Origin of the sequence: Pseudomonas sp. J380 (genome assembly GCF_009827115.1) — a bacterium.
In the GTDB taxonomy this organism is placed as follows: Bacteria; Pseudomonadota; Gammaproteobacteria; order Pseudomonadales; family Pseudomonadaceae; genus Aquipseudomonas; species Aquipseudomonas paracarnis.
Genome location: NZ_CP043060.1, coordinates 3,654,999 through 3,678,203, shown reverse-complemented (window position 1 = coordinate 3,678,203; position 23,205 = coordinate 3,654,999). Strand labels below are relative to the sequence as shown.

Here is a 23,205-nt window from a genome sequence, read left to right as displayed (position 1 = left end):
GACTGACCATGGCGCTGGCCAAACGCATCATCCCTTGCCTGGACGTCGACAACGGTCGCGTGGTCAAGGGCGTCAAGTTCGAGAACATCCGTGACGCCGGCGACCCGGTGGAAATTGCCCGTCGCTACGATGAGCAAGGTGCCGACGAGATTACCTTTCTCGACATCACCGCCAGCGTCGATGGCCGCGATACCACGCTGCATACCGTCGAGCGCATGGCCAGCCAGGTGTTTATCCCGCTGACCGTGGGCGGCGGCGTGCGCACAGTGCAAGACATCCGCAACCTGCTCAATGCCGGTGCGGACAAGGTCTCGATCAACACCGCCGCGGTGTTCAACCCCGAGTTTGTCGGCGAAGCCGCGCAGCACTTCGGTTCGCAATGCATCGTGGTGGCTATCGACGCCAAGAAGGTCTCCGGCCCGGGCGAAACCCCGCGCTGGGAGATCTTCACCCACGGCGGGCGCAAGCCTACCGGGCTGGACGCGGTGGAGTGGGCGATGAAGATGGAAGGCCTGGGCGCCGGTGAGATCCTGCTGACCAGCATGGACCAGGACGGCATGAAAAACGGTTTCGACCTGGGCGTCACCCGCGCCATCAGCGATGCACTGGGCATCCCGGTGATCGCGTCGGGCGGCGTCGGCAACCTGCAACACCTGGCCGATGGCGTGCTTGAAGGCCACGCCAGCGCGGTGCTGGCGGCGAGTATTTTCCACTTTGGCGAATACACCGTGCCCGAGGCCAAGGCCTACATGGCAGCGCGCGGTATCGTCGTGCGCTAAACGCTGCTGGACACCATGGCAGGCTCGCGGCACTCTCTGCGCTTGCCATGGATTCCGGTAGCCTTCATGTTCAAACACCTGCTGCTCGCCCTCGCCAGTTCCTCCATGTTCATGGTGGCTACGGCACACGCCGAACAACCGTCTGACGCCTCCCTGGTGTTGCTGACGGAAAATTTCCCGCCCTACAACATGGCGAAAAACGGCAAGAACTTCGCCAAGGACGAGAACATCGAAGGCATTGCCGTGGACATCGTGCGCGAAACCTTCACGCGCGCTGGCATTTCCTACAACCTCACTCTGCGTTTTCCTTGGGAGCGAATCTACAAGCTCGCCCTGGAACAGCCAGGTTACGGCGTGTTTGTGATGGCGCGGTTGCCAGATCGTGAAGTCTTGTTCAAATGGGTCGGCCCTATCGGCCCGGACGATTGGGTGTTGCTGGCCAAGGCAGACAGCAAGATTGAGTTGGAAAATCTGGAGCAAGCGCGCCGCTACAAGATTGGCGCCTACAAAGGCGATGCCATTGCCGAAAGCCTGGACAAGCAGGGGCTCAAGCCGATAGTCGCCCTGCGTGACCAGGATAATGCGCAAAAGCTTATGGAAGGCCAGATCGACCTCTGGGCCACAGGCGACCCTGCTGGGCGTTACCTGGCGCGGCAGGTGGGGGTGAACGGGCTCAAGACGGTATTGCGCTTCAACAGCGCGCAGCTTTACCTGGCGTTGAACAAGGACGTGCCGGATGAGCTGGTGGCCAGGCTCCAGGCCGCGCTGGATGAGTTACGCAACAGCGGCCGTATAGACGAAATCATGGCGCAATATCTGTAAGTGAGCTGTTGTGGCGAGGGAGCTTGCTCCCGCTGGGCTGCGTAGCGGCCCTAAAATCGTGGGAGCGCTTCGCACTCCAGCGGGAGCAAGCTCCCTCGCCACAGTGACTGTCAGCGATAGATGCCGTTCTTGCCATGCCCGGCCATCGCCCGATTACTGCGCACGCTGATCATCAACTTGATATCGATCCACTCCACGCCCTGCGCCTTGAGCTTGGGCAACTCGCGCTCCAGCACCGCCAGCGTCTGTGGGTAAGGATGCCCGATCATGACTGCCGAACCCTGCTTGTGCGCCAGTTTGATCGCGGTCTGCAGTTGCGTGGTAATCGCCGCCTCGGTGCGTTCGTCATCGAGAAATACATCCCGCGACACATGGGCCAAACCGATCTTCTGCGCCTCGGCGGCGGCGACGGTTTGCGCACTGGTGCGGCTGTCGACGAAGAACTTGTGACGCCGTTGCAACTCACCCATCAGCCAGGCCATCGCTGCCGGTTGTGCGGTCATGCGGCTGCCCATGTGGTTGTTGATGCCGGCGGTGCAGGGCACGGCTTCAAATGCCGCGTCCAGGCGCTTGCCCAGTTCTTCGATGGACAGCTCCGGGTGCCAGGCGAATGGGCCGGTGGCCGGGTCCATGGGCATGTGCAGGATCACGATCTTGCCAGCCTTGTGGGCCTCACGGGCAAATTCGGCGGCGTGGGGCGTGTCCGGCATGATGGCGGCGGTCACCGGGCCGGGTAGCGCAAGCACGCGACGATCCCGAGGCAGGTTTTGCCCCAGGTCGTCGATGATAAGCGTCAGGTAGGCTTTGTGCGGTTCGCTGGCAGTGGCCGCTTGAGCGACCCCCGCCAGGCTGCACAGCACAGCGAAGATCAGGGCAAGACGCATGATCAACGGCTGCGGGTGATGCTCAAGCCCTTGAGCAGGCTGAGCGCCTGGGCCAGTTGGTAGTCATCGTCCTGCGGCATCGGCTTGGCCTTGGCGCGGCTGCCGGTTGGCTGGTCGGCACCGCCGTTGCCATTGCCCAGGTGGCCTTGCAGGTCGGCCTCTTTGTAGTATTCGCCATCGATCTCGTTGGTGATCTTGGCGCGGCGTACTTCGATGTCCGGCACAATGCCCTGGGCCTGGATCGAGCGGCCGTTCGGCGTGTAATACAGCGCCGTGGTGATCTTCAGTGCACGGTCGTTGTTCAGCGGCAATACGGTCTGCACCGAGCCTTTGCCGAAGCTGGTGGTGCCCATCAGCACACCGCGCTTGAGGTCTTGCAGGGCGCCGGCGACGATTTCCGAGGCCGAGGCGCTGCCGCCGTTGATCAATACCGCCAGTGGCACGTTCTCGCTGAGGTCGTTGCCGGTGGCCGAGAAGCGCAACTCGGAGTTGGCGATACGGCCCTTGGTGTAGACGATCAGGCCCTTGGTGACGAAGTGGTCGACCACCTCGACCGCCGACTGCAACACGCCGCCTGGGTTGTTGCGCAGGTCAAGCACGATGCCGTTGAGCTTCTTGCCGTTGTCCTTGCGCAGCTTGGCCAGGGCCTTGGCCACTTCGTCGCCGGTCTTGACCTGGAACTGGGTGATACGGATATAGCCGTAGCCCGACTCCAGCAGCTGGCTTTTCACGCTCTTGACCGTGATGGTCGCACGGGCCAGGGTCACGTCAAACGGGTTGCCGCCGTCGCGTACCAGGGTCAGGGTGATCTTCTGGCCGAGCTTGCCGCGCATCTTGTCGACGGCTTCGGTCATGGTCTGGCCACGGGTCGGCTGGCCGTTGATCTTCACGATCAGGTCGCCGGCCTGGATGCCGGCCTTGGACGCCGGGGTGTCGTCGATAGGCGAGACCACTTTTATCTGGCCGTCTTCGGAGCCCACTTCGATGCCCAGGCCGCCGAACTCACCGCTGGTGCTTTCCTGCAGCTCGGCGAAATCTTCCGGGCCCAGGTAAGCGGAGTGCGGGTCGAGGTTGCTGAGCATGCCCTTGATGGCATTTTCCAGCAGGGCCTTGTCGTCTACGGGTTCGACATACGCTGCCTTGATCCGGTCCATGACCTCGGCAAAGGTGCGCAGCTCGTCCAGCGGCAATGGCGCCTTGGTCGTCGCAGCCATGGCAGGTGCAGCCGGTGCGGCCTGGTCGGCAAAAGCCAGAGGCGCGCCGATCACCAGGGCGATCGTCAGGGCCAGCGAAGTGAGGCGGGACAAATGCAGCATGTCGAACGAACTCCTAATGTAGATGCGACCCTATCCTTGGGACCGGCACCATTGTGCAGGGTCGCTCGGGCGGCCCTGCTGACGAATAGCGAAGTACAGCGCCGGGGTGTCCTGGCCGCCACTGTTACCGACAGTGGAGATGGATTCACCGGCTTTTACAACATCACCTGCCGACTTGAGTAGTGTCTGATTGTGGCCGTAAAGGCTCAAATAGCCATTACCGTGGTCAAGAATCACCAGCAAGCCGGCGCCCCGCAACCAATCGGCGAACACCACGCGCCCACCGTGCACCGCGTGGACCTGGCTGCCGGCAGAGGCGCTGATCATCACGCCATCCCACTTGGCGCGGGTGTCATCGCCACGGGTTTCCCCAAAGCGTGCCAGTAATCGACCATCAACCGGCCATGGAAGTTTGCCTCGTGCTGAAGCAAAAGGGCCGCCGAACGACTCGCCGCTGCTGGAAACCAACGGGCCAGGCGCTGCACGCGCCGGTTTGCGCGGGGCCGGAGCGTCGGTGGTGGCAGCCAGTTCGGCCTCACGCTGACGCTTTTTTTCGGCTTCCTGCTGGGCGATCAGCGCTTTTTGCCGCGCTTCTTCGGCCTCGCGTGCCTGGCGGGCCAGGGTTTCTTCAATGGTCTTGAGGACTTTGGCCAGGTCGGCCTGGTCTTGCTCGCGGGCCTGCAACTTGGCGTCGCGGGCTTTTACGTCGCTGTTGAGCTTGGCCAGGGCCTGCTGGCGTTCCTTGCGTACTTTATCGAGCTGGTCGCGCTGGGTGTCGAGGGCAGTTTTCTGGTCGAGCAGCTGCGATTGCTGGTCGGCGATTTCCTGTTCGACATTGGCCAATTGGCGCAGGGTTTCGTTAAACCCCTTCAATTGCGCCAGGCGCGCCTGGCTCAGGTAGTCGTAATAGGTGAGGGTACGGGCGAATTTTTCCGGGTTCTGCTGGTTGAGCAGCAGCTTGAGGTACTCCTGGCGGCCGCTCTGGTACGCGGCACGGGCCTGGATCGCGATCAGGCGTTGCTGTTCAACGCGTGCGCTCTGGAGTTTTTTTTTCTCAGCGTCGAGTCGCTCCAGTTCCGACTCGCTCTTCTTTAGTTCTTTTTGTAGCTCCTGGACCTGCTTCTCCAGCTTGCCCATTTCGGTTTCCGTGCCGCGCAGGTCTTTCTGCACCCCGGATTTTTCTTCCTGGAGCTTGCCGAGCAGCTTTTTCAGCTCGGTAATGTCCTGACGCGTAGCGTCCAACTGTTGTTGGGTTTGTGCGCGCTCATCGGCAAACGCCGGTTGGAGCAGGCAGACAAGAGCAAGGGTTATCAAGGCGCGAAGCATAGAGGCGGGCGACACCAGGGGAAAAGGACGGCCTAGTATGCCCGCCAAGCGCTGCAAAAAAAACGCCCAATTGGGGCTGGTGGGCAAGATAGGTGCCGAGTGGTGCTGGTATGGCAAAAAGATATCTCTCAAAGCGCCGCAAACCAATGTGGGAGCGGGCTTGCCCGCGATTGCGGTGGGTCAGCGACATAGATGTCGACTGATTAGCCGCTATCGCGGGCAAGCCCGCTCCCACACTGTTTTGTGGCGTACTTTGGATCAGACCAGGATCGAGGTCCCGGTCATCTCCTTCGGCTGCTCCAGCCCCATCAGCTTGAGCATGGTCGGCGCCACATCCGCCAGCACGCCACCTTCACGCACTTTCAGGTCACGTTTGCCGACATAGATGAACGGTACCGGTTCGGTGGTGTGCGCGGTGTGCGCCTGGCCGGTGGATTCGTCGGACATCTGTTCGCAGTTGCCGTGGTCGGCGGTGATCAGCGCTTCGCCGCCGACTTTTTCCAGCGCGTCGACGATGCGGCCAACACATTTATCCAGGCATTCCACGGCCTTGACCGCCGCTTCCAGGTTGCCGCTGTGGCCAACCATGTCGCCGTTGGCGTAGTTGACGACGATCACGTCATAACGCTGGTGATCAATGGCGTCGACGATCTTGTCGGTGACTTCCGGTGCGCTCATTTCCGGCTGCAAGTCGTAGGTAGCGACTTTTGGCGACGGGATCAGGATGCGCTCTTCGCCGGGGAACGGCTCTTCGCGGCCACCGGAGAAGAAGAACGTCACGTGGGCGTATTTCTCGGTTTCGGCGATGCGCAGTTGGGTCTTGCCGTTCTTGGCCAGGTAGTCGCCCAGCACGTTCTCCAGGCTGCCCGGGGCGAATGCCGACGGGGCCGGGATGTTGGCGGCGTATTGGGTGAGCATGACGAACTCGACCTTCGGCTGGCGCGCGCGTTCGAAGTCCTTGAAGCCTTCATCGACGAACACATGGCTCAGTTCACGGGCGCGGTCGGCGCGGAAGTTCATGAACACCACGGCGTCGCCGTCTTCGACTTTCACCGGCTCGCCGATGGTGGTGGCTTTGACGAATTCATCGCTTTCACCACGGGCGTAGGCCGCTTCCAGACCTTCCTGGGCGGTGGCCGCGTTGAATTCGGCCTGGCCGTCGACGATCAGGTTGTAGGCCTGGGCGACACGGTCCCAGCGGTTGTCGCGGTCCATGGCGAAGTAACGGCCCACCAGGCTGGCAATACGGCCCTTGCCCAGAGCGGCGAAGGTGGTATCCAGCAGTTCGATGGAGGATTGCGCGCTTTTAGGCGGCGTGTCGCGGCCGTCGAGGAAGGCGTGCAGATAGATTTTGTCAGCGCCGCGCTTGAACGCCAGTTCGGCCATGGCGACCAAGTGATCCTGATGGCTGTGTACGCCGCCGTCCGACAACAGGCCCATGAAGTGCACGGCCTTGCCCGCGGCAACGGCTTTATCGACCGCGGCGCAGATGGTCGGGTTCTCGAAGAACTCGCCATCGCGGATCGCCTTGGTGACACGAGTGAAGTCCTGGTACACCACTCGTCCGGCACCGAGGTTCATGTGGCCGACTTCCGAGTTGCCCATCTGGCCGTCCGGCAGGCCCACGTCCATGCCGGAACCTGAGATCAGGCCGTTGGGCACGGTGGCGGTCAGGCGGTCCAGTACCGGCTTGTTGGCCGAGTACACCGCGTTGTCGTGGTGGCTTTCACTGTGTCCGAAGCCATCGAGAATTATCAGGACCAAAGGTTTAGGCGTGGTAGTCATAGATCCTCTCGCGGCGCTAATAAAGGAAGACAATTGAAAAGGGAGTGGCAGTTTAAAGCGAAGTTCCAACCACGTCACCGCTTTACGGGGGTTGGCCCCCCCTGGCGGCTGTGTATACTTACCGCCATTTTAACGCCCTGGAACCTCCTTGATGGTTGATCACCTGATTGCATTTGCCACTGCCCACTACCTGCTTGTGGGCGCCTTCGTCATCCTGCTGGCGCTGCTGATCGCTCACGAACTGAGCCGCGGTGGTCGCAGCCTGAGCACGTCGGAGCTGACCGCGCTGGTCAACAAGGATGAGGCCGTCGTCGTCGATATTCGCCCGGCCAAGGATTATGCCGCCGGCCATATCGTTGGCGCCCTGAACATTCCCCAGGACAAGCTGATTGCGCGTCTGGGCGAACTGGAAAAGCACAAGGCCAAGACCATCATCCTGGTCGATGCCCAGGGCCAGCACTCCGGCACCCACGCCCGTGAGATGCTCAAGTCCGGCTTCACCGCCGCCAAGCTGTCGGGTGGTATCAGCAGCTGGCGTGGCGATAACCTGCCGTTGGTGAAGTGATATGAGCCAGGTTGTCGTGTATTCCAGCGATTATTGCCCTTATTGCATGCGGGCCAAGGCCTTGCTTGAGAAAAAGGGTGTTGCCTTTGAAGAGATCAAGGTCGATGGCAAGCCCCAGGTGCGCGCCGAAATGGCCCAGAAGGCTGGCCGCACGTCGGTCCCGCAGATCTGGATCGGCACCCGGCATATCGGTGGTTGCGACGACCTGTTCGCTCTGGAGCGCGCCGGTAAACTTGATGCGCTGCTGTCCGCCTGACGCCTAAACCCTCAAGAACCCAAGATAAAGAAGGATCTGCGATGACTGATCAACAGAACACCGAAGCAGCAGAAGCTCAAGGCCCACAGTTCTCGCTGCAGCGGATCTACGTGCGCGACCTGTCGTTCGAAGCGCCAAAAAGCCCGGCCATCTTCCGTCAGGAGTGGACCCCAAGCGTTGCGCTGGACCTGAACACCCGTCAGAAATCCCTGGAAGGTGACTTCCACGAAGTCGTGCTGACCCTGTCGGTCACCGTCAAGAATGGTGAAGAAGTCGCTTTCATCGCTGAAGTGCAACAGGCCGGTATCTTCCTGATCCAGGGCCTGGACGAGGCGTCCATGAGCCACACCCTGGGCGCGTTCTGCCCGAACATCCTGTTCCCGTATGCCCGTGAGACCTTGGACAGCCTGGTCACCCGTGGTTCGTTCCCGGCCCTGATGCTGGCCCCGGTGAACTTCGATGCCCTGTACGCCCAAGAGCTGCAGCGCATGCAACAGGAAGGCGCGCCAACCGTTCAGTAATTTGCTGAGCGATGCCGTTCTAAAATGTGGGAGCGGGCTTGTGTGGGAGCTGGCTTGCCTGCGATAGCATCACTGCGGTGTGACTGACACACCGAGGTGCCTGCATCGCGGGCAAGCCCGGCTCCCACACAAGCCCGCTCCCACATTTGTTATGCGGTGTTATTTAAAGCCCAGTTGGCGCCAGCCTTCATAGACGGCAACGGCTACGGTGTTCGACAGGTTCAGGCTGCGGCAGCCTTCACGCATCGGCAAGCGCAGGCGATGGCCATCGGGCAATGCGTCAAGCACCTCGGCCGGCAGGCCTCGGCTCTCCGGGCCGAACAGGAACGCGTCGCCCTCGGCAAAGCTGGCATCATGAAACGGCCGCGAGCCCTTGGTGGTGAACGCGAACAGCCGAGGGTGGCCCAGGCTCTCCAGGCAACTGGCGAGGTCGGCATGGCGCTTGAGGGTGGCGTACTCGTGGTAGTCCAGCCCGGCACGGCGCAGGCGCTTGTCGTCCATGTCAAAGCCCAACGGCTCGATCAAATGCAGGTGGCAGCCACTGTTGGCGCACAGCCTGATAACGTTGCCGGTATTCGGCGGAATTTCTGGTTGAAAAAGGATGACGTGAAACATGCACGGCTCCGAAGGCAAAGATGCGCTGCATTCTACCCCCGAAGACGACCCGAGACCGAAGCTATTGCCGAGGGTGTTGGGCTCATTGGCGATTGTCGGCTTGATGATTGGCTTGATGATCGGTCGCTTGACCACCCCCGAGCCGCTTGAGCTGCAACAGGTAGAACCTGCGGCGGATGGTTTGGTGGTGTGGTTCAACGACGAACCCAAGCTGCACGGCGAGCATATCGACGGCACCGTGGCGTTGCTGTTTGACGCCCAGGGCAAGGCTGCCAGCGGGCAGCTCAAGGTCAATGACAAGGACGTGAATTGGCGCATCCGCAAGACCGACGCTGGCCTGCTGCTGAATCTGGTGGCGGCTCGGCCATTGCGTGGGGAGTGGAGCGGTGCAGAGGTCGATGGCCGCTGGCGGCTGGAGATCCATCTCCAAGAGCAATAAAAGAGGGAGTTCCCGGCCTGCCTGTACCAGGGCTCCCAAAACGGGGTGAAGCCTAAGGCTTCGGTGTTAAAGAGGGGATTCTCGGCCTGCCTGTACCAAGGTCCCCGAAACTGGGTAGTACTGGGGTTATTGCAGGGGGCGTGCCAAAACTTGCAATTGCTGCTGGAAAAAAATGCCAAAAAGCGCAAAGCCCCGGAATACGGGGCTTTGTTTGTTTCTACTGCCAAGAAATTTGTAGCGAAAGCGATATGCGAGTTTTTTGGTCTGTGCTCAATGCCGGTTCATCGTGCATTGAAGCGGTGCACAGTCTGCAGGCACAAAACCAATGTGGGAGCTGGCTTGCCTGCGATGACGGCGTGTCAGCCCTATACCGGGTGACTGACACACCGTCATCGCGGGCAAGCCCGGCTCCCACACGGGGCCTTCAGCGGTCTTGGGGTTCAGGCCTCATCACCCTCATCATCATCCCCTCCATCCACCTTCATCCCCAATTCCTTGATCTTGCGCGTCAGGGTATTGCGCCCCCAACCCAGCAGCACGGCGGCATCACGGCGGCGGCCGGCGGTGTGTTTGAGCGCGGTCTCGATCATGATCCGCTCGAACGCTGGCACGGCGCTGTCCAGCAGGTTCGACTGGCCGCGTGCCAAGGCCTGGTCGGCCCATTGGCGCAGCGCCTGTTCCCAGTTGGTCACGGGAGCCGAGTCCTGAGGCAGGCTCAGCAGCTCCGGCGGCAGGTCGCTGATGTGCACTTCGCGCCCGGAGGCCATTACGGTGATCCAGCGGCAGGTGTTCTCCAGCTGGCGCACGTTGCCGGGCCACGGCAGATTCTTGAGGTATTCCTCGGTCTCGCTTTTGAGCAGCTTGGGCTCGACGGCCAGCTCCAGGGCAGCGCGGCTGAGGAAATGGCGGGCGAGGGTAGGGATATCTTCGCGGCGGTCCGACATGCGCGGGATGTGGATGCGGATCACGTTGAGGCGGTGGAACAAGTCCTCACGGAACTTACCCGCATGCACCAGTGTTTCCAGGTTCTGGTGGGTGGCCGCGATGATGCGCACATCCACCTTCACCGGCGTATGCCCGCCCACACGGTAGAACTCGCCGTCAGCCAGCACCCGCAGCAAGCGAGTCTGAGTATCGGCCGGCATGTCGCCGATCTCATCGAGGAACAGTGTGCCGCCGTCCGCCTGTTCAAAGCGTCCGCGACGCAGGTTGGCTGCCCCGGTGAACGCGCCTTTTTCATGGCCGAACAGCTCGGACTCCATCAAATCCTTGGGAATCGCCGCCATATTCAGCGCGATAAACGGCGAAGCCGCCCGTGGGCTGTGGCGGTGCAGGGCGTGGGCCACCAGTTCTTTACCGGTCCCCGATTCGCCATTGATCAGCACGGTGATGTTGGAATGGCTCAAGCGCCCGATGGCGCGAAACACTTCCTGCATCGCCGGCGCTTCCCCGATGATTTCCGGGGTGCGGGTCAGGGTCGGCGGCGCTTCCTGGTTCTGTTGTTCCTGGGCGTGCTGGTTGGCGCGCTTGACCAGCGCCACCGCCTCATCCACATCGAATGGCTTGGGCAGGTATTCAAAGGCGCCGCCCTGGTAGGACGCGACAGCGCTGTCCAGGTCCGAGTGGGCGGTCATGATGATCACCGGCAGGCGCGGGTGCTGCTCGCGAATGCGCGCCAGCAAGTCCAGGCCACTGGCGCCAGGCATGCGGATATCGGAAATGATCACGTCCGGCTGCTGACGTGCCAGGCGGCTCATCACCCCATCGGCGCTGTCGAAGCTCTGGGTGGTCATGCCTTCTTGTTGCAAGGCTTTCTCGAGGACCCAGCGGATAGAACGGTCGTCGTCGACGATCCAGACAGTTTCACTACGGCTCATGTCGTGGGGGCTCCTTGTTCCAATGGCAGGAAGATCGAGAACGTGGTGTGGCCAGGGTGGCTCTCACATTCGATCAGGCCCTGGTGCTGGCTGATGATGTTCTGGGTGATGGCCAGGCCCAGCCCGGTACCGTCCGGGCGGCCGCTGACCATGGGAAAGAAGATGGTTTCCTGCAGCTCCGCAGGAATGCCGGGGCCGTTGTCGATGATCTCCACCTTGGTCACCAGGCGGTGGCGCACATGGCCGATGGTGAACTGGCGCAGGGCGCGGGTGCGCAGGCTGATGCGGCCCAGGCGTAGCTCATTCTGGCTGCTGATGGCCTGCATGGCGTTGCGCACGATGTTGAGCACCGCCTGGATCATCTGTTCGCGGTCGATCAACACGTCGGGAATACTTGGGTCGTAGTCGCGCACCAAGGTGATGCAGCCTTGGCTTTCGGCCTCGACCAATTGGCAGACGCGCTCCAGCACCTCATGCACGTTGGTCATTGCCAGGGACGGCAGCTTGTTGGAGCCCAGCATGCGGTCCACCAGGTTACGCAGGCGGTCGGCTTCTTCGATGATGACGTTGGTGTAGTCCTTGAGGTGCTCGTCCGGCAGCTCGCGGGACAACAACTGTGCCGCGCCGCGAATACCGCCCAACGGGTTCTTGATCTCATGGGCGAGACCGCGCACCAGCATCTTGCTGGTTTCCTGCTTGGACAGCTGTGCTTCCTCCTTGGTGATGCGCAGCAGGCGGTCGCGGGGGTGGACTTCGAGCAGCAGCAGGGTCGCGCCATTGCTCAGGATCGGGGTCACGGCGTAGTCGACGGTCAACGTTTGCCCGGTGAGCGCGGTGAGCATCGCTTCGCGCTTGGTGAACGGGTGTGCCTGCTCCACGGCCTGGCGCAACGAACTCAAGGCTTCGGCCGACTCGGTGAACAATTCGCTGATGAACTGCCCATGGCTGCGCTGGCCGCTGATGGCCAGGAGCATCTCCGCCGCCGGGTTCATGTACTCAAGGCGCAGGTCGGCATTGAGCAGGATGGTCGCGGTGGTCAGGTTGTCGAGTAACAAACGGTGCAGTGCATCGCTGATGGTCATCGGGACCTCTTTTGGAGCAAGGCGTGGGCTTGAGGCACACGCTGATACAAGGAAAATGCAAAAACCAAACCAAGGCTCCGAAAAGAAGCGCTAATGCCCTGAAATAAGGGTTTCAGGCGCGAAACTGTGGCGTTCTGCCAGCCTCAACGGGAAGTTTCGAACCAAAATGGGCTGGGCAATTGAGAAGGGTGCAGGCTATCGCACCAATATAGTGCGGTTTTGTGAAGGTTGTTCAGCAACTGAAGATTTAAGGCGAATCGCAGTCAGTGTGGGAGCTGGCTTGCCTGCGATAGCGGTGGTGCATTCAACAACGCTATCGCAGGCAAGCCAGCTCCCACATGTTTGAATGGGGTTGCAGTCACTCGCCTTTGTAGATGCACAGCTCGGCGGTGGCGCGGATCATCGCCAGTTGGCGCAGCGGATCATTCAGCGGTTCGTGCACGGCCTCGGCCAGCCATTGGGGGCATTTGGGGTCTGTGCGCAGGGGGGTGAAGTCGGCCAACTGCTGCAGCAGCCTTTTTTGCAGATCGTCCAGTTGCGGGCGGATCTGCTGGACCAGGTCCGGGCGCGGGTCGTCGGGCGCTTTGCCCTGGAACTGCCAATCGGACAGATGGGTGTATTGCACCAGTTTGTTGGCTTCGATCTGGGCGGCGAAGAACTGCTCGGCAGCGGCCGGGTCCAGCTTGTAGCGCGGCGCCTGGGCAGTGACGCTGGCGATCACCTCTTGCTCGCGCTTCTTGTCCTCCACGGGTTTGTGGCTGTCCCATTTGCTCAGTGCTACCTGGTCGGCAATCTCCAGGCGTTCGGCGATGCTGTTGAGCAGGGGTTCCAGCGTAGGCGGCGCTGCGCTCGCACTGGCACTGATGAACAGCAGGGCAAATACAAGTCGATGTTTCAAGGGCGATCCTCTGTAGGAGCGAGCTTGCTCGCGAAGGTCGCTAACGATAACGCGCCAATGTTGAAAAAATGCGGTGTCTTTGCGTTTTTCGCGAGCAAGCTCGCTCCTACAGGAGGGGGACGTAAATAATCTCAGGCAAAAAAAAAGACCTCCCGAAGGAGGTCTTTCTCATCACGCTACCTCAAGCAGCGCTACCGGATCAGCAGCTGTAGTACAGCTCGTATTCCAGTGGGTGTACGAAGGTGCGTACTTTGATTTCTTCTTCGCTTTTCAGGGCGATGTAAGCATCGATGAAGTCGTCGCTGAAAACGCCGCCTTTGGTCAGGAACGCACGGCCCTTGTCCAGCTCTTCCAGGGCTTCTTTCAGGCTGCCGCATACTTGTGGGATCTCTTTGGCCTCTTCAGGCGGCAGGTCGTACAAGTTTTTGTCGGCGGCGTCGCCAGGGTGGATCTTGTTCTGGATACCGTCCAGGCCGGCCATCATCAGGGCGGCGAAGGCCAGGTAAGGGTTGGCAGCCGGGTCTGGGAAGCGCGCTTCGATACGACGGCCTTTAGGGCTGTTGACGTAAGGAATACGGATCGAAGCGGAGCGGTTGCGTGCCGAGTAGGCCAGCATCACCGGCGCTTCAAAACCTGGGACCAGACGCTTGTAGGAGTTGGTCGACGGGTTGGTGAAGCCGTTCAGGGCCTTGCCGTGCTTGATGATGCCGCCGATGAAGTACAGAGCGGTGTCGGACAGGCCGGCATAGCCTTCGCCGGCGAAGGTGTTCTTGCCGTCTTTGGAAATCGATACGTGAACGTGCATGCCCGAGCCGTTATCGCCGTACAGCGGCTTAGGCATGAAGGTAGCGGTGCGGCCATAGGCATCGGCAACGTTGTGCACGCAGTATTTCAGGGTTTGAACTTCGTCAGCCTTCTTCACCAGCGTGTTGAATTTCACGCCGATTTCGTTCTGGCCGGCAGTCGCCACTTCGTGGTGGTGAACTTCAACGGTCTGGCCCATTTCTTCCAGTGCGTTGCACATGGAAGTACGGATTTCATGGTCGAAGTCGAACGGTGGTACTGGGAAGTAACCGCCTTTCACGCCTGGACGGTGGCCTTTGTTGCCGCCTTCCACGTCCTGGTCGGACATCCACGAGCCTTGCTCGGAGAAAATCTTGAACATGGAGCCGGAGATGTCGGACTTGAACTTCACCGAGTCGAAGATGAAGAACTCTGGCTCAGGGCCGAAGAATGCGGTGTCGCCGATACCGGTGGACTTCAGGTATTCCTCGGCACGGTGGGCGATGGCGCGTGGGTCGCGGTCATAGCCTTGCATGGTCGAAGGTTCGATGATGTCGCACACCAGGATCAGGGTCGGCTCTTCGGTGAATGGGTCGAGTACGGCGGTGCTGTCGTCTGGCAGCAGGATCATGTCGGAGGCTTCGATGCCTTTCCAGCCGGCGATGGAGGAACCGTCGAACATCTTGCCGACTTCGAAGAAGTCATCTTCCAGCGCATCGCGAGCCGGCATGGTCACGTGGTGCTGAGTGCCTTTTGTGTCCGTGAAGCGCAGATCAATCCATTTAACGTCATGATCTTTGATGAGTTGAACCGACTTCGACATGGTGTCCTCCGGGTGGCTTCGGGCTTGGGTAGTGGAGTTAGCCCTTGAAATTTGGGTGATGCCGGCGCGGATACTCCGCCAAGGCAACCTGCCTCACAAGAGAGCAAATTGCATGCCAGTGCGCCAACATGGCCGTTTTGCCTCAAAATGGCCCCTATAACGGTGCAATCGGCAAAAACGGCATAAATCGCGCACTGCAATGTAGCGTTTATTTGTGTAAATGACCCGTTTTGGTGCATTGCGTATGCAATGCATATTAACTGGTTAAACCTTGAGCGATTTCCGCTATAATCCGCGCCCCCCTTTTTCAGCAGGCCCGGCGCGCGCTGTTTCCATGAAATTAATCGTTAAAGTCTTCCCCGAGATCACCATCAAAAGCCGACCGGTACGGACGCGTTTCATCCGTCAGTTGGCCAAGAACATCCGTGCCGTGCTCCGTGACCTGGACCCGGCTGTGGTGGTGAACGGCGTGTGGGACAACCTCGAGCTGGAAACCCGCATTACCGACGCCAAAGCCTTGAAGGACATGACCGAGCGCCTGAGCTGCATGCCGGGCATCGCGCATTTCCTGCAGGTGGATGAGTACCCGCTGGGCGACTTCGACGACATCACCGAAAAGTGCAAGCAGCACTACGGTAGTGCGCTTGAAGGCAAGATTTTTTCGGTGCGCTGCAAGCGTGCCGGCAAGCATCCGTTCAGCTCCATGGACGTCGAGAAATACGTCGGCAGCAAGCTGCGTCGTGAGTGCGGCGCCGCTGGAATTTCCCTCAAAGCGCCACAAATTGAAGTGCGCATGGAAATTCGCGACCAACGGTTGTTCGTGATCCACAGCCAGCACAACAGCATCGGCGGCTACCCGCTGGGTGCCCTGGAACAGACCCTGGTATTGATGTCCGGCGGTTTCGATTCCACGGTTGCGGCCTACCAGATCATGCGTCGCGGCCTGATGAGCCACTTCTGCTTCTTCAACCTGGGCGGGCGTGCACATGAATTGGGCGTGATGGAAGTTGCGCACTTTATCTGGAAGAAATACGGCAGCTCCCAACGCGTGCTATTTGTAAGCGTACCGTTCGAGGAAGTGCTGGGCGAAATTCTCGGCAAAGTCGATAACAGTCATATGGGCGTAGTATTGAAGCGTATGATGTTGCGCGCTGCGTCCCGAATCGCCGATCAATTGCAGATCGACGCCCTGGTGACCGGCGAAGCGATTTCCCAGGTTTCCAGCCAGACGCTGCCTAACCTGTCGATCATTGACTGCGTGACCGAGAAGCTGGTGCTACGCCCGCTGATCGCCAGCCACAAGCAGGACATCATCGACCTGGCAGAGCAAATCGGCACCGCCGACTTTGCCAAGCATATGCCTGAATACTGCGGGGTCATTTCGGTGAACCCCAAGACCCACGCCAAGCGTCACCGCGTGGAGCATGAAGAAAAAGAATTCGACATGGCGATTCTGGAGCGTGCGCTCGAGAACGCCAAGCTGGTGCCAATCGATCGAGTGATCGACGAATTGGGCCAGGATGTGCAGATCGAAGAAGTCAGCGAAGCCCTGGCGGGCCAGATCGTCGTCGACATCCGTCATCCGGATGCCGCCGAAGACGAGCCGCTGGAAATCGCTGGCATCGACGTGCAAACGCTGCCGTTCTACGCACTGAACGCGCGTTTCAAGGAACTGGATAACAGCCGTCAGTACCTGTTGTATTGCGACAAAGGCGTGATGAGTCGCCTGCATGCCCACCATTTGCTCAGTGAGGGGCATGCCAATGTGCGCGTTTATCGACCGAGCTAAGAGCCCGGGGCTGTTTGCCTGTGGCCTGCGTCACCGGCCCCCCGACTCTGCCGTCAAGCTGTAACGGCAAGGCCTGACTCTACTGTTAATCGCTGCCACGACCTGTCAGCACACCGAATCCTCTGATCGAGATACACAAGTGATCGAAAATCTACGTAACATCGCCATCATTGCTCACGTTGACCATGGTAAAACCACCCTGGTAGACAAACTCCTGCGTCAATCCGGCACCCTGGAGCGCAACGAGCTCAACGACGAGCGCGTGATGGACTCCAACGACCAGGAAAAAGAGCGCGGTATTACCATCCTGGCAAAAAACACCGCTATCAACTGGAACGGCTACCACATCAACATCGTGGATACCCCGGGCCACGCCGACTTCGGCGGCGAAGTAGAGCGCGTAATGTCGATGGTTGACTCCGTTCTGCTGCTGGTTGACGCTCAAGACGGCCCTATGCCGCAAACCCGTTTCGTGACCAAGAAGGCTTTCGAAGCCGGCCTGCGTCCGATCGTGTGCATCAACAAGGTTGACCGTCCAGGCGCACGTCCGGACTGGGTTCTGGACCAGATCTTCGACCTGTTCGACAACCTGGGTGCCACCGAAGAACAGCTGGACTTCCAAGTCATCTACGCTTCGGCCCTGAACGGTATTGCTGGTCTTGACCACACCGACATGGCTGAAGACATGACTCCGCTGTACCAGTCGATCGTCGACAACGTACCAGCACCGAAAGTCGACCGTGAAGGCCCGTTCCAGATGCAAATCTCGGCACTGGACTACAACAGCTTCCTGGGTGTTATCGGCGTTGGCCGTATCGCTCGTGGTAGCGTCAAGCCGAACACCCCGGTTGTCGCTATCGGCGCTGACGGCAAGAAGCGTAACGGTCGTATCCTGAAGCTGATGGGTCACCACGGCCTGCACCGCATCGACGTTGAAGAAGCTTTCGCTGGCGACATCGTATGCGTGAGCGGTATGGACTCGCTGTTCATCTCCGACACCCTGTGCCAGCCGGACAACGTCGAGGCGATGAAGCCTCTGACCGTTGACGAGCCAACCGTTTCCATGACCTTCCAGGTAAACGACTCGCCTTTCTGCGGTAAAGAAGGCAAGTTCGTGACCTCCCGTAACATCAAGGAGCGTCTGGACAAGGAGCTGCTGTACAACGTTGCTCTGCGCGTTGAAGAAGGCGACTCGGCTGACAAGTTCAAGGTCTCCGGCCGTGGTGAGCTGCACCTCTCGGTACTGATCGAAACCATGCGTCGCGAAGGCTTCGAAATGGGTGTTGGTCGTCCGGAAGTGATCATCCGTCAAGTTGACGGCGTGAAGCAGGAACCGTTCGAAAACGTCACCATCGACACCCCTGAAGAATCCCAGGGCAAGGTCATGGAAGAGATGGGCCTGCGTAAGGGCGACCTGACCAACATGGTGCCGGATGGCAAAGGCCGTGTACGTCTGGAATACAACATCCCTGCTCGTGGTCTGATCGGTTTCCGTAACCAGTTCCTGACCCTGACCAACGGTGCTGGCATCCTGACCTCGATCTTCGATCGCTACGACACCATGAAGTCCGGCGACATGTCCGGCCGTCAGAACGGTGTTCTGGTATCGGTAGAAACCGGCAAGGCGCTGACCTACTCCCTGGAAACCCTCCAGGCGCGTGGCAAGCTGTTCGTTGAACACGGTCAAGAGATCTACAACGGCCAGATCGTTGGTCTGAACAGCCGCGACAACGACATGGGCGTGAACCCAACCAAAGGCAAGAAGCTCGACAACATGCGTGCTTCGGGCAAAGACGAAACCATCGCTCTGGTTCCACCTGTTCGCTTCACCCTGGAACAGGCCCTGGAATTCATCCAGGACGACGAGCTGTGCGAAGTCACGCCTAAGTCGATCCGCCTGCGTAAGAAGATCCTGGACGAAGGCGAGCGTACCCGCGCTGCCAAGAAAGCCAAGAACTGAGTTAACTCAGGCTGAATGAAAAACGCCCCCGGTCGAAAGGCCGGGGGCGTTTTTTTATGCCTGCAGTTTGTGTGTTGTGATCGTGTGATCGTTCCCACGCTCCGCGTGGGAACGCCGCTTGGGACGCTCCGCGTCCTGCTTTCAAGAGCGGACGCAGAGCGTCCACAGCTGCATTCCCACGCGGAGCGTGGGAACGATCAAAAACTTAGAACTTGTCGAGGGTCTTGAAGTTGGTCTCGCGCACCACTTCCTTGGGCTTATACGCGCAATACCCCGGCCGCGGCCCGATTTTCGGGTGGTTGCGGCACGTATCCGGGCGCTTGTCATAAATAGTGCAAAAGCGCGTCTTACGATCCAGGTACAGGCAGTCGTTGTTGCTCATGCGCTGCAGGGTAAAAATTTCGGACTTGTTGTTGTACCGCTCGACGATGCCTTCTTTCTGCAAACGCTTGGCGATGTTCTTCGGCGGATCGCCGCGCTCGAACTCATCGACGATGCCAATGCGGATCAGGTCCTTGATCTTCACCTCCACCGGCAGCGTGCAGCAGCTGGACACGCAGCCGCCGCACATATGGGCGGAATATTTCTGCCAGGTCTCTAGACGGTCGAGTTCCGCGGCGGCGATCAGTTGAGGCTTCATCAAGGTTCCAAGGTGGGGCGTTATCCGGGCGCGCGATCATACCGGGATTGGTGGTTTTTTGAACAATATTTTGCAGGTTTCAGCTCAAAGGTTTAGCCACGGTCTGATCGGGCACGACCCCTGCATCAAATTCAGCCCATGGCGAATGAGTTAAAAAACTGCCGAACCAGCACGTCTACCGTCTGTCAGACCGACTAGGCTCTAGCAACTCCTTCAATCTCGCCCGAGGTCGCACCGATGTCTCAGGAACCGCTTGCACGAGAAGCAGAGGTAGCCGCATTCCGCGATGCTGTCTTGACCAAACTCACCTACGCGGTGGGCAAGGACCCGGATCACGCCTTCGACCATGATTGGTTCGAAGCCATTGCGCTGGCCGCCCGCGACCAGATGGTCGATCACTGGATGGACCACACGCGACGTATTTATCGCAAAGGCCAGAAGCGCGTTTATTACCTGTCCCTGGAATTTCTCATTGGCCGGTTGCTCTACGACAGCCTGAGCAACCTGGGTGTGCTGGAGATCGCTCGCGAAGCGCTGTCGGAGCTGGGCGTGGATCTGGAACGCATCCGCCTGCTGGAGCCCGACGCGGCGCTCGGCAACGGTGGCCTGGGCCGGCTGGCGGCGTGCTTTATGGAAAGCATGTCGACCCTCGGCATTGCTGGCCACGGCTATGGCATTCGTTATGAACACGGCCTGTTCCGCCAGGCCATTGTCGACGGTTGGCAGCAGGAACAGACCGAACGCTGGCTGGATTTCGGTAACCCTTGGGAATTCGAGCGCGCCGAAGTGATTTACCCGATTGGCTTTGGCGGCAGCGTCGAAACCGTTGCGGACGCCTCCGGCAAGATGATCCAGGTATGGTCGCCCAACGAAACCGTACGTGCTGTTGCCTATGACACGCCGGTCGTCGGTTGGCGCGGCGCCAGCGTCAACACCCTGCGCCTATGGCGTGCGCGGGCTGTAGAAGACCTGCATCTGGAGCGCTTCAACGCCGGTGACCACTTGGGCGCCGTCGCCGAGGTGGCCCGTGCCGAAAGCATCTCCCGAGTGCTTTACCCGGCCGACAGCACCGAAGCAGGGCAGGAACTGCGCCTGCGCCAGGAATATTTCTTCGTCTCCGCGTCCCTGCAGGATTTGCTGCGCCGCCACAAGAACATGCACGGTTCGGTGCTCAGCCTGGGCGAGCACGCCGCCATCCAGCTCAACGACACCCACCCGTCCATCGCCGTGGCCGAGTTGATGCGCCAACTGGTCGACCTGCACGATGTACCGTGGGAAGCCGCGTGGGATGTCACCGTCGAGACCCTTTCGTACACCAACCACACCTTGCTGCCCGAGGCCCTGGAAACCTGGCCTGTCGGTTTGATGGAGCGCATGCTGCCGCGGCACATGCAGATCATCTACCTGATCAACGCCCAGCACATCGACTCGCTGCGTGCCAAAGGCATCCACGACTTTGATGTCTTGCGCGCTGTGTCGCTGATCGAAGAAGACAACGGCCGCCGCGTGCGCATGGGCAACCTGGCATTCCTGGGCTCCCATAGCGTCAACGGCGTGTCCGGTTTGCATACCCAGCTAATGCGCAGCACGGTGTTCTCCGAACTGCACAAGCTCTACCCCGAGCGCATCAACAACAAAACCAACGGCATTACCTTCCGTCGCTGGTTGTACCAGGCCAACCCCAAGTTGACCGATATGCTGGTGGAAGCCCTGGGCCCGGATATTCTGGACCAGCCCGAGCAGCGTCTTATCGAGTTGGAACCCTTTGCCGAGAAACCGGCCTTCCGCAAAGCGTTCGCTGAACAGCGCCTGCACAGCAAGCGCGCACTGGCGCAGATCATCCATGAGCGCCTGGGCATTGCGATCAACCCGGCGGCGATGTTCGACGTGCAGGTCAAGCGCATCCATGAATACAAGCGCCAACTGCTCAACCTGCTGCACACTGTGGCGCTGTACCAGGCGATCCGTGCCGAGCCGGGCATCGATTGGGTGCCGCGGGTGAAGATCTTCGCGGGTAAGGCAGCGGCCAGTTATCACCAGGCCAAGCTGATCATCAAGCTGACCAACGACATCGCCCGCACCGTCAACAACGACCCGACCGTACGCGGCCTGCTCAAGGTGGTGTTCCTGCCCAACTACAACGTCAGCCTGGCGGAAAGCATCATTCCGGCAGCGGATTTGTCGGAGCAGATTTCCACGGCCGGCTTTGAGGCGTCGGGTACCAGCAACATGAAGTTCGGCCTCAACGGCGCGCTGACCATTGGCACCATGGACGGCGCCAACGTGGAGATGCACGAGCGGGTCGGCGCCGAGCACATGTTTATCTTTGGCCTCAGCGCCCAGCAGGTAGAAGCCCGCAAGCACGCCGGCGAGTTCAGCGCCGGGCCGGACATCGCCGCGTCCCATCGCTTGAACGACGTGCTGCAAGCGATCCGTGGTGGGGTATTTTCGCCGGATGACCCGGGCCGCTATGTGGGCCTGATCGATGGGCTGATCGACTACGATCGCTTCCTGGTGTGTGCCGACTTTGACGCCTACTGGGACGCGCAGGCGCGGGTCGAGGCGCATTGGCACGACTCCAAGGCCTGGTGGCGCTCGGCGGTGCTCAACACGGCGCGCATGGGGTGGTTCAGCTCTGACCGCACCATCCGCGAGTACGCCACCGAGATCTGGAAAGCCCTCGACTAACTGATACCCCTGTAGGAGCGAGCTTGCTCGCGAAGAGCTCCAACGATAACGCGTGCTTGCTGAATGAACGCGGCGCGTGTGAGTTTTTCGCGAGCAAGCTCGCTCCTACAGAGGGCTATTGCGTTGGGTCGTGAACTCTATTGGCGTTAAATCCTCTGATTAGAGGAAATCAGCCCCGACTCGCGCTAAACTGCGCGGGTTTTTAGCCCCCCATTCTCCGGAGCCGTCCATGTCCCGCGTTACCTTGAGTCGCTATTTGATCGAGCAGACCCGCAGCAACAACACGCCTGCCGATCTGCGCTTCCTTATCGAAGTGGTGGCGCGTGCTTGCAAGGAAATCAGCCACGCCGTTTCCAAAGGCGCACTGGGCGGTGTCCTGGGCAGCATGGGCACTGAAAACGTGCAGGGCGAAGTGCAGAAGAAACTGGACGTTCTGTCCAACGAAATCCTGCTCGAAGCCAACGAATGGGGCGGCCACCTGGCCGGCATGGCGTCCGAAGAAATGGACAATGCCTACCAGATCCCAGGCAAATACCCGAAGGGCGCATACCTGCTGGTGTTCGACCCACTGGACGGTTCGTCCAACATCGACATCAACGCACCGGTCGGCACCATCTTCTCGGTACTGCGTTGCCCCAACGAATACCTGAGCCAGAACGAAGCCCTGAACGAAAAGGCCTTCCTGCAACCAGGCACCGAGCAGGTTGCTGCCGGCTACGCGATCTACGGCCCACAGACCATGCTGGTGCTGACCCTGGGCGATGGCGTCAAAGGCTTCACCCTGGACCGTGAAATGGGCAGCTTCGTACTCACCCACGAAGACATTTCGATTCCTGCTTCTACCCAGGAATTTGCCATCAACATGTCCAACCAGCGCCACTGGGAAGAACCGGTGAAGCGCTACGTCAACGAGCTGATGGAAGGCGAAGAAGGCCCGCTGAAGAAGAATTTCAACATGCGCTGGGTGGCCGCGATGGTTGCCGACGTACACCGCATCCTGACCCGTGGTGGGCTGTTCATGTACCCACGCGACAGCCGCGAGCCGTCCAAGCCAGGCAAGCTGCGCCTGATGTACGAAGCCAACCCGATGTCGTTTTTGGTTGAACAGGCAGGCGGTGCGTCCACCGACGGCCACCAGCGCATCCTCGACATTCAGCCTGAAGGCCTGCACCAGCGTGTGGCGGTATTCCTGGGTTCGAAGGAAGAAGTTGAGCGCGTGACGGCCTATCACAAGAAGTAAGCCGTAACGAGCGGTGAGCCGCTGTATTGTGAGATGGATCACCGTTAAAGAAGCCCCGAAACGTTTCAGCGTTTTCGGGGCTTTTTTGTTTTCGCTCGTCGGGAACCAGACACCCCT

20 protein-coding genes are annotated in these 23,205 nt (G+C 60.0%); 10 read left to right on the top strand and 10 right to left on the bottom strand.

Annotated features, from left to right (window positions below):
* Positions 1-8 precede the first annotated feature (8 nt).
* Both hisF and FXO12_RS16640 read left to right on the top strand, forming a co-directional pair.
* Entirely contained in the window at positions 9-779 is a 771-nt protein-coding gene (gene hisF, locus FXO12_RS16645) for an imidazole glycerol phosphate synthase subunit HisF (protein WP_003187786.1), read from the top strand.
* 66 nt (positions 780-845) lie between these two features.
* The gene (locus FXO12_RS16640; protein WP_057975377.1) at positions 846-1,601 is read left to right on the top strand and encodes an ABC transporter substrate-binding protein; all 756 of its coding nucleotides are present in this window, start codon (positions 846-848) and stop codon (positions 1,599-1,601) included.
* Between the two features lie 110 nt (positions 1,602-1,711).
* Here FXO12_RS16640 and FXO12_RS16635 read toward each other — a convergent pair whose 3' ends face one another.
* The 4 genes from FXO12_RS16635 to gpmI all read right to left on the bottom strand — a co-directional run bounded on the left by FXO12_RS16635 (position 1,712) and on the right by gpmI (position 6,912).
* A complete protein-coding gene (locus FXO12_RS16635) occupies positions 1,712-2,485 on the bottom strand; it encodes a divergent polysaccharide deacetylase family protein (protein WP_054919501.1) in 774 nt (257 codons plus the stop codon).
* Positions 2,486-2,487: 2 nt separating this feature from the next.
* On the bottom strand, positions 2,488-3,801 hold the full coding sequence (locus FXO12_RS16630) for a S41 family peptidase (protein ID WP_034125537.1): 1,314 nt from the start codon (positions 3,799-3,801) through the stop codon (positions 2,488-2,490).
* Between the two features lie 30 nt (positions 3,802-3,831).
* Positions 3,832-5,127: a murein hydrolase activator EnvC gene (locus tag FXO12_RS16625; RefSeq protein WP_003187792.1), complete on the bottom strand. Its 1,296-nt coding sequence runs from the start codon at positions 5,125-5,127 to the stop codon at positions 3,832-3,834.
* A 258-nt stretch (positions 5,128-5,385) separates the two neighbouring features.
* Positions 5,386-6,912 (bottom strand): 2,3-bisphosphoglycerate-independent phosphoglycerate mutase, encoded by a 1,527-nt coding sequence (gene gpmI / locus FXO12_RS16620; protein WP_054897547.1) that lies wholly within the window; start codon positions 6,910-6,912, stop codon positions 5,386-5,388.
* Positions 6,913-7,063: 151 nt separating this feature from the next.
* On the opposite strand from gpmI, the gene FXO12_RS16615 reads away from it, so the two are divergent.
* From FXO12_RS16615 to secB, 3 genes are read left to right on the top strand one after another with little or no spacing between them, the layout of a single operon-like run.
* The gene (locus FXO12_RS16615; RefSeq protein ID WP_032901811.1) at positions 7,064-7,477 is read left to right on the top strand and encodes a rhodanese-like domain-containing protein; all 414 of its coding nucleotides are present in this window, start codon (positions 7,064-7,066) and stop codon (positions 7,475-7,477) included.
* Position 7,478: 1 nt separating this feature from the next.
* On the top strand, positions 7,479-7,733 hold the full coding sequence (gene grxC, locus FXO12_RS16610) for a glutaredoxin 3 (protein ID WP_032901812.1): 255 nt from the start codon (positions 7,479-7,481) through the stop codon (positions 7,731-7,733).
* 41 nt (positions 7,734-7,774) lie between these two features.
* Complete coding sequence (gene secB / locus FXO12_RS16605) at positions 7,775-8,254, top strand: protein-export chaperone SecB (RefSeq protein WP_032894017.1); 480 nt, start codon at positions 7,775-7,777, stop codon at positions 8,252-8,254.
* A gap of 159 nt (positions 8,255-8,413) precedes the next feature.
* Here the strand turns inward: secB and FXO12_RS16600 are convergent, their stop codons facing one another.
* Complete coding sequence (locus FXO12_RS16600) at positions 8,414-8,869, bottom strand: tRNA (cytidine(34)-2'-O)-methyltransferase (RefSeq protein ID WP_003171120.1); 456 nt, start codon at positions 8,867-8,869, stop codon at positions 8,414-8,416.
* Between FXO12_RS16600 and FXO12_RS16595 the strand changes: the two genes are divergently transcribed.
* A complete protein-coding gene (locus FXO12_RS16595) occupies positions 8,868-9,308 on the top strand; it encodes a hypothetical protein (protein ID WP_019819992.1) in 441 nt (146 codons plus the stop codon). The two genes, FXO12_RS16600 and FXO12_RS16595, sit on opposite strands and share 2 nt — an antisense overlap.
* A 440-nt stretch (positions 9,309-9,748) precedes the next feature.
* Here the strand turns inward: FXO12_RS16595 and ntrC are convergent, their stop codons facing one another.
* The 4 genes from ntrC to glnA form a co-directional block, all read right to left on the bottom strand.
* On the bottom strand, positions 9,749-11,185 hold the full coding sequence (ntrC, locus tag FXO12_RS16590; RefSeq protein ID WP_003187806.1) for a nitrogen regulation protein NR(I): 1,437 nt from the start codon (positions 11,183-11,185) through the stop codon (positions 9,749-9,751).
* Entirely contained in the window at positions 11,182-12,267 is a 1,086-nt protein-coding gene (glnL, locus tag FXO12_RS16585) for a nitrogen regulation protein NR(II) (RefSeq protein WP_014716523.1), read from the bottom strand. Before glnL ends, ntrC begins: the two co-directional genes overlap by 4 nt.
* A 358-nt stretch (positions 12,268-12,625) precedes the next feature.
* The gene (locus tag FXO12_RS16580; protein WP_057975379.1) at positions 12,626-13,165 is read right to left on the bottom strand and encodes a chorismate mutase; all 540 of its coding nucleotides are present in this window, start codon (positions 13,163-13,165) and stop codon (positions 12,626-12,628) included.
* Positions 13,166-13,364: 199 nt separating this feature from the next.
* Positions 13,365-14,771 (bottom strand): type I glutamate--ammonia ligase, encoded by a 1,407-nt coding sequence (glnA, locus tag FXO12_RS16575; RefSeq protein ID WP_003187811.1) that lies wholly within the window; start codon positions 14,769-14,771, stop codon positions 13,365-13,367.
* A gap of 334 nt (positions 14,772-15,105) precedes the next feature.
* Here glnA and thiI point away from each other — a divergent pair, with 334 nt between their 5' ends.
* Together thiI and typA are read left to right on the top strand one after the other, a co-directional pair.
* Positions 15,106-16,560 (top strand): tRNA uracil 4-sulfurtransferase ThiI, encoded by a 1,455-nt coding sequence (gene thiI, locus FXO12_RS16570; protein WP_034125541.1) that lies wholly within the window; start codon positions 15,106-15,108, stop codon positions 16,558-16,560.
* A gap of 139 nt (positions 16,561-16,699) precedes the next feature.
* Positions 16,700-18,520 (top strand): translational GTPase TypA, encoded by a 1,821-nt coding sequence (typA, locus tag FXO12_RS16565; protein WP_014716526.1) that lies wholly within the window; start codon positions 16,700-16,702, stop codon positions 18,518-18,520.
* Between the two features lie 205 nt (positions 18,521-18,725).
* Here typA and FXO12_RS16555 read toward each other — a convergent pair whose 3' ends face one another.
* A complete protein-coding gene (locus FXO12_RS16555) occupies positions 18,726-19,160 on the bottom strand; it encodes a YkgJ family cysteine cluster protein (RefSeq protein WP_003187815.1) in 435 nt (144 codons plus the stop codon).
* Between the two features lie 237 nt (positions 19,161-19,397).
* On the opposite strand from FXO12_RS16555, the gene FXO12_RS16550 reads away from it, so the two are divergent.
* Together FXO12_RS16550 and FXO12_RS16545 are read left to right on the top strand one after the other, a co-directional pair.
* Entirely contained in the window at positions 19,398-21,848 is a 2,451-nt protein-coding gene (locus FXO12_RS16550) for a glycogen/starch/alpha-glucan phosphorylase (protein ID WP_034125542.1), read from the top strand.
* Positions 21,849-22,077: 229 nt separating this feature from the next.
* Positions 22,078-23,088 (top strand): class 1 fructose-bisphosphatase, encoded by a 1,011-nt coding sequence (locus tag FXO12_RS16545; RefSeq protein ID WP_003187818.1) that lies wholly within the window; start codon positions 22,078-22,080, stop codon positions 23,086-23,088.
* Positions 23,089-23,205 lie beyond the last annotated feature (117 nt).